The organism is Methylopila sp. 73B, assembly GCF_000526315.1.
Classification (GTDB): Bacteria; Pseudomonadota; Alphaproteobacteria; order Rhizobiales; family Methylopilaceae; genus Methylopila.
This window is the reverse complement of record NZ_JAFV01000001.1, coordinates 1,472,623-1,488,105: the sequence shown is the minus strand read 5'-3', so window position 1 is coordinate 1,488,105 and position 15,483 is coordinate 1,472,623. Positions and strand designations below refer to the sequence as shown.

The 15,483-nt window shown below is 71.3% G+C and carries 12 protein-coding genes and 2 tRNA genes; 6 read left to right on the top strand and 8 right to left on the bottom strand.

Annotated features, from left to right (window positions below; translation table 11 throughout):
• Positions 1-3: 3 nt before the first annotated feature.
• Positions 4-1,470, bottom strand: coding sequence for a deoxyribodipyrimidine photo-lyase (locus tag K244_RS0107105; protein ID WP_020185559.1), 1,467 nt, complete (start codon positions 1,468-1,470; stop codon positions 4-6).
• Between the two features lie 157 nt (positions 1,471-1,627).
• Here K244_RS0107105 and K244_RS0107100 point away from each other — a divergent pair, with 157 nt between their 5' ends.
• Positions 1,628-2,425 (top strand): cobalamin-binding protein, encoded by a 798-nt coding sequence (locus K244_RS0107100; protein WP_020185558.1) that lies wholly within the window; start codon positions 1,628-1,630, stop codon positions 2,423-2,425.
• Here K244_RS0107100 and K244_RS0107095 read toward each other — a convergent pair.
• Both K244_RS0107095 and K244_RS0107090 read right to left on the bottom strand, forming a co-directional pair.
• Positions 2,397-3,011, bottom strand: coding sequence for a class GN sortase (locus K244_RS0107095; protein WP_020185557.1), 615 nt, complete (start codon positions 3,009-3,011; stop codon positions 2,397-2,399). The genes K244_RS0107100 and K244_RS0107095 overlap by 29 nt on opposite strands.
• Complete coding sequence (locus tag K244_RS0107090; RefSeq protein ID WP_020185556.1) at positions 3,008-5,269, bottom strand: marine proteobacterial sortase target protein; 2,262 nt, start codon at positions 5,267-5,269, stop codon at positions 3,008-3,010. Before K244_RS0107090 ends, K244_RS0107095 begins: the two co-directional genes overlap by 4 nt.
• Positions 5,270-5,445: 176 nt before the next feature.
• Here K244_RS0107090 and K244_RS0107085 point away from each other — a divergent pair, with 176 nt between their 5' ends.
• Entirely contained in the window at positions 5,446-6,210 is a 765-nt protein-coding gene (locus tag K244_RS0107085; RefSeq protein ID WP_020185555.1) for a helix-turn-helix transcriptional regulator, read from the top strand.
• Between the two features lie 80 nt (positions 6,211-6,290).
• Here the strand turns inward: K244_RS0107085 and K244_RS0107080 are convergent.
• The 3 genes from K244_RS0107080 to K244_RS0107070 form a co-directional block, all read right to left on the bottom strand.
• A tRNA-Asn gene (locus K244_RS0107080) sits at positions 6,291-6,365 on the bottom strand.
• 83 nt (positions 6,366-6,448) lie between these two features.
• Complete coding sequence (locus K244_RS0107075; protein ID WP_020185554.1) at positions 6,449-6,922, bottom strand: PEGA domain-containing protein; 474 nt, start codon at positions 6,920-6,922, stop codon at positions 6,449-6,451.
• Positions 6,923-7,061: 139 nt separating this feature from the next.
• Positions 7,062-7,135 (bottom strand) — tRNA-Cys (locus K244_RS0107070).
• A gap of 194 nt (positions 7,136-7,329) precedes the next feature.
• Here K244_RS0107070 and K244_RS0107065 point away from each other — a divergent pair.
• The 4 genes from K244_RS0107065 (at position 7,330) to K244_RS0107050 (ending at position 13,461) form a co-directional block, all read left to right on the top strand.
• On the top strand, positions 7,330-7,974 hold the full coding sequence (locus K244_RS0107065) for a hypothetical protein (protein ID WP_020185553.1): 645 nt from the start codon (positions 7,330-7,332) through the stop codon (positions 7,972-7,974).
• 241 nt (positions 7,975-8,215) lie between these two features.
• Positions 8,216-9,619 carry a TolC family outer membrane protein gene (locus tag K244_RS0107060; RefSeq protein WP_245259746.1) on the top strand — a complete coding sequence of 468 codons (1,404 nt, stop codon included), beginning with the start codon at positions 8,216-8,218 and terminating at the stop codon, positions 9,617-9,619.
• A 143-nt stretch (positions 9,620-9,762) separates the two neighbouring features.
• Positions 9,763-10,407 carry a DUF2497 domain-containing protein gene (locus tag K244_RS0107055; protein ID WP_020185551.1) on the top strand — a complete coding sequence of 215 codons (645 nt, stop codon included), beginning with the start codon at positions 9,763-9,765 and terminating at the stop codon, positions 10,405-10,407.
• A gap of 348 nt (positions 10,408-10,755) precedes the next feature.
• Positions 10,756-13,461, top strand: a complete 2,706-nt coding sequence (locus K244_RS0107050) for a valine--tRNA ligase (protein WP_020185550.1) — start codon at positions 10,756-10,758, stop codon at positions 13,459-13,461.
• A gap of 21 nt (positions 13,462-13,482) precedes the next feature.
• On the opposite strand, the gene K244_RS0107045 is transcribed toward K244_RS0107050, so the two are convergent.
• Positions 13,483-14,298, bottom strand: coding sequence for an ABC transporter permease (locus K244_RS0107045; RefSeq protein WP_020185549.1), 816 nt, complete (start codon positions 14,296-14,298; stop codon positions 13,483-13,485).
• Between the two features lie 163 nt (positions 14,299-14,461).
• Positions 14,462-15,433, bottom strand: a complete 972-nt coding sequence (locus tag K244_RS0107040; protein WP_020185548.1) for an ABC transporter permease — start codon at positions 15,431-15,433, stop codon at positions 14,462-14,464.
• Between the last annotated feature and the right edge of the window lie 50 nt (positions 15,434-15,483).

Genomic DNA, 15,483 nt, shown 5'->3' with positions numbered 1-15,483 from the left:
TCGTCATCGGTCTTTGATCCGGCCGAAGGCTTTCAGGGCGGCGTCGCGCGCGGCGTCATGGTCGACGATGCGCTGGGGGTAGGTCTCGCCCAGGGTCACGCCGGCGCGCTCGAGAACCTCGCGCGGCGCGTCCCACGGCTCGTGGATGTGCTTCGCAGGGACGTCCTTCAACTCAGGGACGAGGGCGCGCACATAGTCTCCCTGCGGGTCGAACTTCTTCCCCTGAAGCGAGGGGTTGAACACCCGGAAGTACGGCGCCGCGTCGGCGCCGGATCCCGCCACCCACTGCCAGCTCGCGGAATTGTTAGCCGGGTCGGCGTCGACGAGCGTGTCCCAGAACCAGTCCTCGCCCTCGCGCCAGTCGATCATGAGGTCCTTGATCAGGAACGAAGCGCACAGCATCCGCACCCGGTTGTGCATCCAGCCCGTGGTCCAGAGCTGCCGCATGCCCGCGTCCACGATCGGAAAGCCGGTCAGGCCCTTCCGCCAGGCCTTCCGGTGCGCGGGGTCCGGGGTTTTCCAGGGAAAGGCGTCGAACCGCGCATTGAAGTTCTCTGTGGCGAGGTCCGGGTTGCTGTGGAGCAGGTGATACGAGAACTCCCGCCACCCGAGCTCCGAGCGAAACTTCTCGACGTCCGTCGCCGTCGCGTCGCCCTCGGCCTTTGCGCGCTCGACCGCATGCCACAGCTGATAGGGGCTCACCTCGCCGAACCGCAGATGGGGCGACATGCGCGACACGTGCGGCTGGTCCGGCCGGTTGCGGCCCTCCGCGTAGCCGCGCAGGCCGTGGTCGATGAACGCCGTCAGCGCCTCGCGCGCGCCGGTCTCCCCCGGCGTCCAGGCCTCCCGCAGCCCGCCGGCCCAGTCGGGCGTCGTCGGCTCCAGGCCAAGGTCGTCGACCGTCAGTCCCTTCAGCGCCGGCCCCGCGGTGATCTCGCCCTTGCGCGGCTTCGGCAGCGGCGCCCGCGGTTCGCCCTTCGCCATGCAGGCGCGCCAGAACGGCGAATAGACCTTCAGCGGCCCTCCGGCTTTGGACGTGACCTCCCAAGGCTCGAACATCAGGCGCGCGTTGAAGCTCTCGACCTCGCGGCCGTCCTTGCGCAGGCTTTCCTTGAGAGCCGCGTCGATCTGGTTTTCCGCCGCGACGTAGCGCCGGTTCCACAGCACCGTATCGGCTCCGGCCTCATCGACGGCGGCGGGCACGACCTCGGCGGTCTTGCCCCGGCGGATGACGAAGGGAAGGCCGATCGCCGCGCACTCCTTCGCAAGCGCGCGCAGCGATTGGGCGAGCCACCAGCGCGAGGCCCCGCCGAGCGGCCGCTGGCCCGAGGTGGCGTCGTCGAAGACATAGAGGCCGAGCACAGGCTTGCCCGAGTCCAATGCGGCGCGGAGCGCGGGATTGTCGGCGAGGCGCAGATCCTCGCGGAACCACACGAGCGCGCAGGACGAGGGCTTTCCGGACGAGGGCATCGGACTCCGCGGGCGGGACGTGGGGGAGTTTCCAAGCCTACGGATGCTGGCGGGCGACGGATCAGTCGCCGGAGGGCTCGCCGCTGGTCCCGCAACGGCGGTTCCGCTAGGTCTGGCCGCACGTCCCGAGGCGCCGCGAACCTTAAGAGGCGAGGAGATGCGCTGTTTTCCGCCGGAGCGGATCGTCTGCCTGACCGAGGAAACGGTGGAGACGCTCTACCTCCTGGGGGAGGATAGGCGGATCGTCGGAGTCTCCGGCTACGCCGTCCGCCCTCCGCAGGTGCGGCGCGAGAAACCGCGGGTTTCGGCGTTCACCTCCGCCGACATCCCGAAGATCCTCGCCCTCGCGCCCGACCTCGTGTTCGCCTTCTCCGACCTGCAGGCGGAGATCGTGGCCGAGCTGCTGCGGGCTGGTGTCGGCGTTCATGGCTTCAACCACAGGGACGTCGCGGGCGTCCTCGCGATGATCCGCTGCGTCGGCGCGCTCGTCGGGGCGGGCGACAGGGCCGAGCGCCTCGCGGAGGGCTACGCCGCGGACCTCGCGGCGCGGCGGGCGCAAGTCGCGGGGCGGGCGCGGCCAAAGGTCTATTTCGAGGAGTGGGACGAGCCGATGATCAGCGGCATCGGCTGGGTTTCCGAACTGGTGGAGGTCGCCGGCGGCGAGGACGTCTTCGCAGACCTCGCGCGCAACGCCGCGGCGAAGGACCGGATCGTCTCGTCCGAGGCGGTGATCGCCGCCGCGCCGGACGTGATCCTCGCCTCGTGGTGCGGGAAGAAGGTCTCGCCCGCGAAGATCCGCGCGCGCCCCGGCTGGGACGCGATCCCCGCGGTGCGCGACGGCCGCATCTTCGAGATCAAGTCGCCGCTGATTCTCCAGCCGGGTCCCGCCGCGCTCACCGACGGCCTCGAGGCCATCGTAGCGGCGCTCAAGGACGGCGTTCCGCCGAGGCCGTGACCGGGGCGTCCTCCACCGCCGTCGCCTCGACGACGTAGCGCAGAGGCCCCGAGGTGCGCGCGCCGAAGGGCCAGCAGGTCGCCAGCGCCAGCCCGCGGCCGGCGGCGTTCGGGTCGATCCCGGATCGGTCCCACGATGCGACGCGAGCGCCCGTCATCCGGTACCGCGCCCTCCGGCCGTCGCGCCGCGTCACCTCGATCACATCGCCGACCACGAGGTCGGCGAGAAAGGCGAAATGCGTGTCGCGGTGGGCGGCGTAGACCGCGACGCCGTCGTCGCCGGCCTCGGGCGTGCCGGGCGCCCAGCCCGGACCGAACGCCAGCGCCTCGCCGCTCACGCCGGACAGCGCCACGGCGCTGCGGCCGAGCCGCGGGACGGAGATGCGCGCCACCGGCCAGGTGTCCGCCCAACCCCAGGCCTTTTCCGGCCGACCTTCGCTCAGCGTGCGGGCGAAGGCGCGGTCGAGCAGGACCTGCGCCAGCGCCGCCTTCGCGGGGATCCACAGCCCCTGCGCCGCGAGCGTCAGGCCTGAGAGCGTCAGGACGGCGACGAGCGCCGTCCTGAGCGGGAGCCGCCGCCGGGTCACGCGCGCCGCTCCCGCCGGCGGGAGACGGCGACCAGAAGGGCGGCGCCGAGCAGCCCGAGGCCCCCGAGCAGCCGCAGCTCGGCGTCGGTCGCCGTCTGCGGCAGGGAGACCTCCTGCGCGGCGGCGACGGCGACGGGTTCGCCGAGATCGGCGGAGCGCATGGGAGCGGCCGGCGCGCGCGGACCGAACACCGTCTCGAAGTCCCAGCCGGCCGGCAGGTTGAGGGGCACGTCGGCGCGGTCGAGCGGCGCGTCGGCGGCGCGGCGCGGGGTGGCGTCCACGGCCACGAGGCTCGTGAGGCGGGTGACGAGGTGGTGCTCCAGCGCCAGCCGCAGGATGGCGGCGTCGGCCTGGTCCGGCGTCAGCGCAGCGGTCGTGCGGGCGATCTCGGCGTCGTCGATCTTGCGCCGCGCCCAGAGCTTGGAGACGCCGGCGCCCGGCGTCGCGTCCGCGAGGTTCAGCGTCTCGCGCCACGGCTGGCCGCCGATCGCCCCGCGGATCTCCATCGCGCCCTCGGCGCGCGGCAGGCGCAGGGCCATCACCAGCGGCTCGCCGCGGTAGAGGTCCGGGAGAACCGCGGGCGTCATGTCGGCCGCGCCGCCGGGGATCGCGAGCGAGAGGTTGGTGACCGCCGGGCTCTCGAGCTTGCCGAACAGCGCGCGCATGTTCTCCTTGACCTGCGCGGCCGAGCCGATGTGGGTGAAGGTCCCGCGGCCGAGCTCCGCCGCGCGGCTCATCAGGTGGCTGTTGGGAGCCGAGCCGATGCCGACCATGAACAGGCGGCTGCGGCCGCGGCCGGCGGCGATGGCGTCGAACATGCGCTGTTCGTCGGCCACGGCGCCATCGGTGAGGAAGACGATCTGGCGCAGGAAGCGCTCGTCGGCGGGACGGGGATCGTTGAGCGCGGCCTTCAGCGCCGGCAGCATCTCCGTGCCGCCCTGGGCCTGCAGCGCCTCGACGAAGCGGAGCGCGCGCGTCACGTTGGCCTCGGTCGCGGGCAGCGCGTCGGCGAACAGCATGTCCATGGTGTCGTCGAACCGGATCACGTTGAACCGGTCGTCAGGCTTCAGGCGGCGTAGGGCGAAGGCGAGGCTGGCCTTGGCCTGCGCCATCGACGGGCCGCCCATGGAGCCGGAGTTGTCGATGACGAACACCGCCTCGCGCGGCGTCTCGACCGGCGCCGCCTTCGCCGCGGGGGGCGTGACGTAGGCCAGCAGGTAGTCGGCGTCGCCGACGCGCTCGCGGAACAGGCCGACGGAGGGCGCCGCGGCGGGCGTCGACGTCCAGCTCAGCTCGAAGTCGCGGTCGGCGGCGACGGGACCGTCGAGCGTGACCACGCGCTGGTCGGGGGCGGGGGCCTCCGTGTGGACGGCGTGGTGCGCGCTTTCGATGGTCGCCACGGGAAAGCCCGCCTGAAGCCGCACGGTGATCGTCACCGGATTCCTCGGCGCGGAGGTCGCCGGGTCGAGCACGGGCGGCGTGACACGGTCGCGGTCCGGAACGGGATCGCCGCCGCGCGCCGTCTCGGACGGGGCGTCGGAGACCGTCTCGACCTGCGCCGCCGCCGCCGGCGCGTAGCGCGGTCCGACGACCAGCGGGATGCGGAGCGAGGACACGTCGCCGTCGCGGCGCACCGGCGCCTGGTACTCGATCTGAACCACGACCGTCTCGCCGGGCCCGATGTTCGCGACCGAGTTGGTGAACATGTTCGGCCGTTCCTGCTCGGTCAGCGCGGCGGCCTGGCCCGCGCGCTTGGCCTGCTCGTAGGCGGCCTTGGCCGCGGCGCGCTCCTTGATCTCCGCCACCACCACGCGGCCGCCGACCACCATCCGCATGGCGTCCACCGCGCCGTTCTCCGGCAGCGGGTAGACATAGACGCCCTCGATCCAGCCCGAGCCGGGGTTGACGAAGGCCTGCGTCACCCGTGTGCGCTGGGTTGAGCCGCTGACCGTCACGTCGTAGTCCGCGCGCACCGCGGGGGCTTCGACATAGGCGCCCGGGGTCGCGCCCTTCAGCAGCAGCGCGCCGGCCCGCGCCGTCGCCGGCGAGACGGCCGGGATCTCCGCGGCGCGGCCGCCGGCGGCCATGGCGAGCAGGCCGCCGAAGCTCGACGCCAGCACCACGAACAGCGTCGCCAGCGCGATCAGGAAGCGCCGGACGGACGCGCGGCCGTGGTCGAGCCGCAGCGGCGGGGTCCGGTCCGCGGCGGGACGGCGTGCGGCGCCGAACGGGGTGGAGGGACGGCAGGGCAGGGACATCGCAGGCGCTCCGCATGGAGGATCGCGGCCCGATCGGCCGCCTCTCCGTCGTGCCCGGAGGACCTGCGCCGCACGAGCGTGATGATCGGCAAGCTTCCGGCGCGCTCCGCCTTGTCCGGCGGACGGCGGCGCGGCACTGTCGCGGCGTGTGCGGTTTTGTGCGGAACGGTGCGGATATGAACGGAACGCCGGGGGCGGACGGGGAGATCGTAGGCGCGGCGGCCCAGGCGCTGGCGCTCCGCGTGCGCGAGGAGCTGGCGCTGCGGCGGATGTCCCGGCAGGGGCTCGCCGACCTCGCCCGCATCAGCATCTCGACGCTGGAGAAGGCGCTGTCCGGCCGCCGTCCCTTCACGCTGGCGAGCGTCATCCGGCTCGAGGACGCGCTCGGCGTGCGGTTGCGCGAGGGTCCGGCGCAGACCTCGGCGCCCGCCCAGGGCGAGGCCTCCGCGCCGGATTCGCTGGGCGCCTATTCCCGGCCCGCGGTGCGCTGGCTCGAGGGCGCCTACCTCACGCTGCGGCCTTCCTTTGGAGACGCCGACGCCGTCTACGCCTACCGCACCGACATCTTCTGGAGCGACGACGCCAGCCGTCTCGTGTTCGTGGAGCGGGAGCGGCTCGACGCGCCCTACGCGCAGTCCGGCGAGGTGGCGGCGCCGCACCAGTCCGGCCACCTCTACCTCGTCACCAACCGCCATGGGCAGCACCGGCTCATCACGGTGGGGCGGCCCACCATCGACGGCGCGATGTACGGCGTGCTGTCGACGCTGCTCGCCGGCCTCGGCTCGCAGCTCACGCCGATCGCGGCGCCGATCGCCTTCGTGCGGGAGACCGACTGGAGCGCCGCCCCGCTCGGCCGCGTGCGCCCGGGCGACGCCGCCTACGCCGCCTGCCGCGAACGGCTCGACCGGGTGAGGGGCGAGGGGTTCGCGCTGTTCCGTTGAGGCCCGAACGCAAACATCCCCGGACGCGCGGGCGTCCGGGGATGTTTGGAGCGAAGCGGATCAACCGCCTGGTCTGAAACTGGCTCCCCGGGCAGGATTCGAACCTGCGACAACTCGATTAACAGTCGAGGGCTCTACCGCTGAGCTACCGAGGACCGCGAGAAGCGCGCCGCGCTCTCGGGAGGCCGCGCCTATAGCAGAAGATTCGACCGGGCGCCAAGCCGCTTTCGCGACGACGTCACGACGCGGGCGTGATTTCCGCCTGCGCGACCGGCTTGGAGCCGGGCCCGGAGGCGGGCGCCTTCTTGCGGCGCGGCCCCGGCGCGGAGGCCGGCGCCTCGGGCTGCAGCGCGAGCACGATGGGGTTGGGATAATGCTCGAGCGTGGCGCCGGTCGCGGCGTCGACGCCCATGCCGATGACGCCGCCGACGAGCACGTTGCCCGCGAAGCCCGCCGCGCCGGAGCCTGCGATCCGCGTCTTCACCGGCATGGCGGCGTCCCGGTAGCCCGGCTTCGAGGCCGTCACGATGAATTCGTCCTTGCGGCCGACCGTGAAGGTGCAGGGGCTGGTCGGGCAGCCGTGGTTCATCGAGGTGCGGACGCTGGCCCCCGCCGGCTCCGTCGTGACCGTGATCTGGTTGGTGGAGCCGCGCGTGATGCTGGCGCAGCCTGCGAGCGAGGCCGCCGCGGCGATGACGAGAACGAAGCGCATAAGTCCCAAATCCCCCGAAGTGGCCGCGCACGTGGCGGCCGCAGACGGGGGGATGACGGACGCACGACGATTCGGGTGAGAGTGAAACTGCGTAGTCGTCGAGAGATCAACAGACTGTGGCGGATGCGCCGCTGAAGAGTGGAGGCCACGCCCGGAATCGAACCGGGATACAAGGATTTGCAGTCCTCTGCGTAACCATTCCGCCACGTGGCCTCGTGCGAGATGCGGCTGGGGTTCGAGACCCGGCGGATGCTGCTCGCGGAACGGCGGCTCTCCATAGCCTGCAGGTCGAGCCATCGCAACACGCGAATGACGCGGCGCGCTTGCCTGACGCGGCGCGGCGCCGCAGATAGAACGTCGCGGCGCGGGGCTGGCCCGGCGCCAGGACCGTTCGGAGACGAGACGTCATGTCGGATTTCGCGCGCCTCAGGCAGGGCATGGTCGATTGCCAGATCCGCGTCGCGGACGTGACCGATCCGCGGGTCATCGCCGCCTTCGCCGAGACGCCGCGCGAAAACTACATGCCCGCCGGCCGCCGCGACGTCGCCTATCTCGATTCGCGCGCGCCGCTCGGCGGCGGCCGCGAGATGCTCGACCCGATGACCCTCGCCAAGCTCGTGCAGCTCGCCGATCCGCGCGAGGGCGAAACCGCGCTCGTCGTGGGGGCCGGGCTCGGCTATGCGGCCGCGGTGCTGTCGCGACTCGTCGCCACGGTGACGGCGGTCGAGAGCGATCCCGCGCTTGCGGCGGCGGCGCGGGCGAATCTTGCGGGCGAAGGCGTGACGCTGGTCGAGGGGCCGCTGCCGGCCGGGGCGCCCGCCGGCGCGCCCTACGACCTGATCTTCATCGACGGCGCGGTCGAGGACGGCCTTCGCGCTCTCGCCGCGCAGCTGAAGCCCCACGGCCGGATCATCGCGGCCGCAGGCCGCACGCGGCCGACGAAGGCCACCATCTTCCGCCGCAACGGCGCGGAGCTTGGAGCGGCGCCGGCGTTCGACGCGCATGCGGCGGTTCTCCCCGGTTTTGCGGCCGAGGACGTGTTCGCGCTCTGAGCGCGGACATCACCTCCGCGTGAACCGCTGTGGCGCCGCTGCGTCACAGGTCGTGACTTAATGGTTAACGGCGCGCCTCGGTCGTTTCCATGGCGGGACGGCGCCGGTAGGATCGCCGCCGGGACGCGTCACGACGCGCGATGGGCATCTCGTTCCGTCGCCGCGCACGAAATTCGGTGAGTATATGTCGACGAGCGACTCGTATCGTCTCCGCCAGCGCCGTGCGCTAGGCGTCGCAGCGATGGCCGTCCTGGCCGCGCTGTCGTTTGGGGGGACGGCGGCGCAGGCCCAGACGCTCGAGGGCGCGCTGTCGCGCGCCTACCAGGGCAATCCCAATCTCAACGCGCAGCGCGCCCAGGTGCGCGCCACCGACGAACAGGTGCCGCAGGCGCTGTCGGGCTACCGGCCGACGATCAGTGCGACCGTGGACGCTGGATTTCAGCGCGACCGGACCAAGGGCACGCAGAGCGGCTCAATCCTTGATCCGACCGCTCCCGGAGGCGTCGGTCAGGTTGGCGCCAAGTACAACTTGATCGAGAACAGCTATCCCCGTGGCGCCGGCGTCACCGTCGAGCAGAACGTCTTCAACGGCTTTCAGACCAAGAACTCCGTCCGTCGGGCCGAGTCGAACATCCTCGGGGCGCGCGAGACGCTTCGGAACAGCGAGCAGAACATCCTGTTCGACGCCGCCCAGGCCTACATGGACGTGCTGCGGGACTACGCGATCCTCGAGGTCCGCAAGAACAACGTACAGGTGCTGGAGGAGGAGCTGCGCGCCGCGCGCGAGCGCTTCCAGGTCGGCGAAGTGACGCGCACAGACACCGCGCAGGCCGAGGCCGCGCTGCAGGGCGCACGCTCCGAGGTCAGCGCCTCCGAGGCGCAGCTCAACACCAGCCGGGCGACCTACCGTCAGGTGGTGGGCGAGGACATCGCGCGGCCGCGGGCGGCGAAGTCGATCGACCGCCTGCTGCCGAAGTCGCTGTCGCAGGCCATCGGTCTTAGCCAGGCGCAGCACCCGGCGATCCTCGCCGCGCTGCATGGCGTCGACGCGGCGAACCTCGACATCCGCGTGGTCGAGGGCAACCTGCTGCCGTCGCTCAATCTGCAGGCGTCGTTCCAGCGGCGGTACGAGCCCGGTTCGTCGATCAACCGCACGACGTCGGGCTCCGTCGTCGGCCAGCTGACGATCCCGATCTACGAAGGCGGCACGGTCTATTCGCAGGCCCGGCAGGCCAAGGAGACCGCGGGACAGCGCCGGCTGGAGGCGGACGTGTCGCGCGATCAGGTGCGGCAGGCGGTCGTCTCCGCCTGGGGCCAGGTCGAAGCCACCACGGCGCAGATCAAGTCCGCGCAGGCCCAGATCGAGGCGTCGCAGACCGCGTTGAACGGCGTGCGCGAGGAGGCCAAGGTCGGCCAGCGCACCACGCTCGACGTGCTGAACGCGCAGCAGGACCTGCTGAACGCGCGGCAGTCGCTCATCACCGCCCAGCGCGACCGGGTCGTCGCGACCTATGCGCTGCTTTCGTCGGTCGGCTGGCTGACGGCCGAGCGCCTGGGCCTGCAGGTCGCGCGCTACGATCCCAACGTCCACTACGACCAGGTGCGCGACAAGTGGATCGGCCTGCGCACCCCGGACGGCCGCTGACCGCGCGAGGCTGTGGGCGGCGCGCCGCCGCCGCTTGTGAGCCGAGTCGACGGCGCCATACTCGCGGAAATCGGCGTGCGGCCAGGCGATTCGTGCCGGTTGCGATCGCGCAGGGGCGGCCGCGCGAGTGAGAGGACAGATGGATGAGCACTGCCGCGAAGGCTCACGAGCCGACGATGGAGGAAATCCTGGCCTCGATCCGTCGCATCATCTCCGATGACGAGCCGGCGCAGGCCAAGGCCGAGCCGTTGAAGGCGCCCGAGCCGATGGAAGCTGAAGCGTCGGGTTCGCTCGGGCAGGACGACATCGACGCCATGCTCGCGTCGTTCGACGCGCCGCCCGTGCCGAAGGCGGAGCCGCTCGAGAAGCCGAAGGCTGCCGCGAAGCCTGCGGCGGAGGTGAGGGCGCCGCTCCGCCCGGTGGTCGTCGAAGCCGCGCCAGAGCCGGATCCGGAGATCGACGACATCGACGTCTTCGAGCTCACGGACGAAATGACGGCGGAACCGGAGCTGGAGGCCGCGCAGGCGGCGTTCAGTCCGCGCCCCGCGTCCGCGTCGCGCGAAGCGATCGCGGAGCGGTTGATCTCGGAACCCGCGGGCGAGGCCGTGAACGCCGCCTTCGGCTCGCTGGCCCACACCATCTTGTCGCAGAACGCCCGAACGCTGGACGACCTCGTCAAGGAGATGCTGCGGCCGATGCTGAAGGCGTGGCTCGACGACAACCTGCCGCCGCTGGTCGAGCGCCTGGTGCGCCACGAGATCGAGCGCGTCGCCCGCGGCGGCCGCTGAGGCGCGTCGCGATCTTCGGTGACGGAGGCGCGGGGAACCCCGCGTCGTTCCGGGCGACGTTCCGGAACCCATCAGCCTGCCGGTCCATGCAGGCCGCAGCGTGCAAGGATTATGGACGCCGCGACAGGCCCGGGGCGACGGCGAAGCGCGGGAGGCAGATTGCAGGTCCGCTGATGCGAGACGCTCCGGAGCCTGAACGCCGGCCTTCGGGCGTCATGACGGCGGCTCCACCGCAGGCTGGCGACCGCTCCCCCGGTTCCCGAGATTGACACCCCCGCCGCGCTTGGGGTTCAACGCGCGCGGGCCGTTCGCGGCCCGCAGGTTTCCAAGCGCGTCCGAGGCCGTCCCATGCTCGACAAGACCTATTCGCCGGCCGACATCGAGGAGCGGATCGCGGCCCGCTGGGACGAGGTCGGCGCGTTCAAGGCGGGCGCGGGGGCGGAGCCGGGCGCCGAGCCCTACTGCATCGTCATCCCGCCGCCGAACGTCACCGGCTCGCTCCACATGGGGCATGCGCTCAACGACACGCTGCAGGACATCCTCGCGCGCTTCGAGCGCATGCGCGGCAAGGACGTGCTGTGGCAGCCCGGCATGGACCACGCCGGCATCGCCACCCAGATGGTCGTCGAGCGCCAGCTGGCCGAGCGCCAGCAGCCCGGCCGGCGCGACATGGGTCGCGAGAAATTCGTCGAGCGCGTCTGGGAGTGGAAGGCCGAGAGCGGCGGCATGATCCTGAAGCAGCTGCAGCGGCTCGGCGCCTCCGCCGACTGGTCGCGCGAGCGCTTCACCATGGACGAGGGCCTGTCGCGCGCGGTCGTGAAGCTGTTCGTCCGCCTGCACAAGGACGGGCTGATCTACCGCGACAAGCGATTGGTCAATTGGGACCCGAAGCTGCTCACCGCGATCTCGGACATCGAGGTCCAGTCGGTCGAGGTGAAGGGCCATCTCTGGCATCTGCGCTATCCCGTCGAGGGGAGCGACGAGTCGATCGTCGTCGCGACCACGCGGCCCGAGACCATGCTGGGCGACGCCGCCGTCGCGGTGCACCCGGAGGACGAGCGGTACAGGCATCTCGTCGGCAAGCACGTCGTCCTGCCGCTCGTCGGCCGGCGCATTCCCATCATCGCGGACGAGTACTCGGACCCTGAGAAGGGCACCGGCGCGGTCAAGATCACGCCGGCGCACGACTTCAACGACTTCGAGGTCGGCAAGCGCCACAACCTGCCGCTGATCAACGTGCTGACGCCGGACGGCCGCCTCGCGCTGCTCGGCAACGACGCGTTCCTGGACGGCGCGCCGGAGACGCTCGACCTCGATCTCATGATGTCGCTCGACGGGCTGGACCGCGCGGACGCGCGCAAGCGCGTGTTGGCGCTCCTCGAGGAGCTCGGGCTTCTGGTCGAGACCGAGCCCCACGTCCACCAGGTGCCGCACGGCGACCGTTCGGGCGTGGTGATCGAGCCTTATCTGACCGACCAGTGGTACGTCGACGCCGCGAAGCTCGCGGTGGAGGCGATGGCCGCGGTCCGCGACGGCCGCACCCGCTTCATCCCCGAGAACTGGTCCAAGACCTACTTCGATTGGATGGAGAACATCCAGCCGTGGTGCGTCTCGCGCCAGCTCTGGTGGGGCCACCAGATCCCGGCGTGGTTCGGGCCGGACGGCGCGATCTTCGTTGAGGAGACCGAGGCCGAGGCGCTCGCGGCCGCGGAGACGCACTACGGCGCGCCGACTGAGCTCACCCGCGACGAGGACGTGCTGGACACCTGGTTCTCCTCCGCGCTCTGGCCGTTCTCGACCATGGGCTGGCCGGACCACACGCCGGAGCTGAAGAAGTACTATCCCAACGCCGTGCTGGTGACGGGCTTCGACATCATCTTCTTCTGGGTCGCCCGGATGATGATGATGGGCCTCTACGTCATGAAGGAGGTGCCGTTCCGCGACGTCTACATCCACGCCCTCGTCCGCGACGAGAAGGGGGCCAAGATGTCGAAGTCGAAGGGCAACGTCATCGATCCGATCGAGCTGGTCGACGCCTATGGCGCGGACGCGCTGCGCTTCACGCTGGCGGCGATGGCGGCGCAGGGGCGCGACATCAAGCTCGCCCGCGCCCGCGTCGAAGGCTACCGCAACTTCGCGACCAAGCTCTGGAACGCCTCGCGCTTCGCCGAGATGAACGGCTGCCGTCCAGTCGCGGGCTTCGACCCCTCGACGGTGAAGGAGACCGTGAACCGCTGGATCCTCGGCGAGGCGGCCAAGGCGGTGGCGGACACCACCGCGGCGCTGGAGGCCTACCGCTTCAACGAGGCGGCGGGCGCCGCCTACCGCTTCACCTGGAACGTCGTCTGCGATTGGTACCTCGAGCTGGTGAAGCCGGTGCTCCAGGGCGAAGGGCAGGACGCTGAGGCCGAAGAGACCCGCGCCACCGTCGCCTTCGTGCTCGACGAGGTGGCGAAGCTGCTGCACCCGTTCATGCCGTTCGTGACTGAGGAGCTGTGGGCCGCGCGCGCCGGCGACGTCGCGCGCCCAAACGTGCTGGCGCTCACCCGCTGGCCGGCGCTCGGAGGGCTGGGCGACGCGGCCTCGGAGTCCGAGATCGGCTGGCTGGTGGAGCTGGTGACCGAGCTGCGTTCGGCCCGCGCCGAGATGGGCGTGCCGGCCTCCGCCACGCTGCCTCTGGTGGTGGTCGGCGGGGACGCCGAGACGCGCGCCCGGGCCGAGCGCGCCGCGCCGACGCTCGCGCGCATCGCCCGCGTCTCTGGCGTGTCGTTCGCGGACGCTTCGCCTCAGGCGGCGATCCAGCTCATCGTCCGCGGTTGCGTCGTGGCCGTGCCCCTCGAAGGCGTGGTCGACATTGCGGCTGAGAAGGACCGGCTCGCCAAGGAGCGGGCCAAGACGCAGGGCGAGATCAAGCGTATCGACGGCAAGCTCGGCAACGAAAGCTTCGTCGCCCGCGCGCCGGAGGAGGTGGTGGAGGCCGAGCGCGAGAAGCGCGCGGACTACGCCGCCCGGCTCGCCAAGATCGAGGCGGCGCTGACGCAGCTGGGCGGCTGAGCGCCCGGCCGCGCCCGTGCCTTACGCGCTCGCCGCCTTGCCTGCGGCGCGGCGGCGGAGCAGGGCGGCGATCAGGCCGCCGGCGAGCAGCAGGGTCGCGGCCGCAAGCGTGCTCATGGTGCCGAGCGCCGGCACCATCGGCGTGTAGCCCGCCACCATCTTCGAATAGAGCCACTCCGGGACGGTGGAATCCGCGCCCGTGGTGTAGAGCGACAGCGGGAAGTTGCCCCAGGACAGCAGGAAGGCGAACAGCGCCCCGGACCAGACGCCTGGCCACAGGATCGGCAGCGTCACCTCGCGCAGGATGAACAGGCGGCCCGCCCCGAGATCGGCGGCGGCCTCCTCCAGCGCCGGGTCGAAGCCGTAGACCTGGATCGCGATGACCAGCGTCACGACCGGCACGATCCAGACCAGATGGGCGAAGATCGCCGTCTGCCAGGTCGGCTGGATCCCGACCGCGTTGAACCAGAGCAGCAGCGCGAGGCCGAGCACCGGCTGCGGAAAGAAGATCGGCAGCAGCACCAGCTTCTGATAGAGCCGGCGGCCCTTCCAGTCGTAGCGCGCGAAAGCGAGCGCGCCGAAAAAGGCCACGACGACGGCCACAGCCGTGACGATGAAGGCGATCGCGAGCGAGGTCTTGACGATGGTCTGGACCTCGAAGCTCTCCAGCGCGCGGCTCCACCACTCCGTGGACCAGCGGGCGACGGGGAACCCGAAGTACCGGCTCTTCGACAGCCCCGCTAGCGCGCCGCAGACGATCGGCAGGTAGACGAGCACGAGGACGAACAGCGTCCAGACCCAGATCAGGAAGTTGGAGCGACGGGCGGACTGGTTCATATCGCGGGACCTCCCGACCGTTGAGCTCCCTCACCCGCAAGGCTGGAGCCTTGCGGCCTCTCCCCGCGGGGGAGAGGTGAAGAACGGCGCCGTCTGGCGCCTCTCCCCAGCGGGGAGAGGTCGGCCCGCAGGGCCGGGTGAGGGGGCCTCTGGAGAAACACCATCACCGCCTCCCGAGAATGCGGTCGAGGTCGAGTTTCGCCAGCGCCGTGAGCGACAGCGCGCCGACGATGACGGTCAGCAGCAGCGCGAGCGCGGAGCCGAGCGGCCAGTTCTGGGCGTAGGTGAAGGCGATCTCGATGTCGTGGGTGATGACGATCACCGATTGCCCGCCGAGCACCTTGGATTCCGCCACCGCGCCGACCGCCAGCACGAAGGTGAGCAGCATGCCGATCAGGACGCCGGGGGTCGCGAGCGGCAGCTCGATCTCACGCCAGATCAGCAGGCGGGAGGCGCCGAGATCGCGCGCGGCCTCGACAAGATCCTTCGGCACCATGGCGAGCCCGAGCGTCATCGGGAACAGCATGAAGGGCAGGTAGACGTAGACCATGCCGAACAGGATGGCGCCGGGCGTGTACAGCACCTCCGGGCCGGCGCCGCCGACCAGCTTCAGCGTGCCGTCGAGCACGCCGTTCTTGAGGAAGAACAGCGTCCAGCCGTAGAGCCGCACGTTCTCCGACACAAACAGAGGGAACACGAACAGCACGCTGATGAAGCCCGACCAGCGCCCGAAGCTGCGGGCGAGGCCCCAGGCGATGGGGTAGGCCACGACCGCGAGCGCGACCACCGTCAGCACCGCGAGCCCGAGCGACCAGGCGAAGGACTGCCAGACGGTGTTCGCCGGATCGAAGATCGCGGCGAAGTTCACCAACGTGAACGAGCGGAACACGTCGAAGCTCTTCGGCGTCGCGAAGGCGTAGGCCGCGACGGTCGCGAGCGGCGCGACGAAGCCCAGCAGCAGCGTCAGGCCTACGGGAAGCGAACAGAGCGCGCCGCGCGACAGGCGAAACGCCGTCCCTCTCCCTCCTCGCGCAGCGGGGAGGGTGGCCTCGGCCGCAAGGCCGAGGTCGGGTGGGGTCTTCGGCGCGGAGCGCAGTCCGGCGCCGGACCCCACCCGTCCGGCTTCGTCGTCCACCCTCCCCTGTCCCAGGGGAGGGATCGCGCGTGCGCCGTCGATGGGGGCGC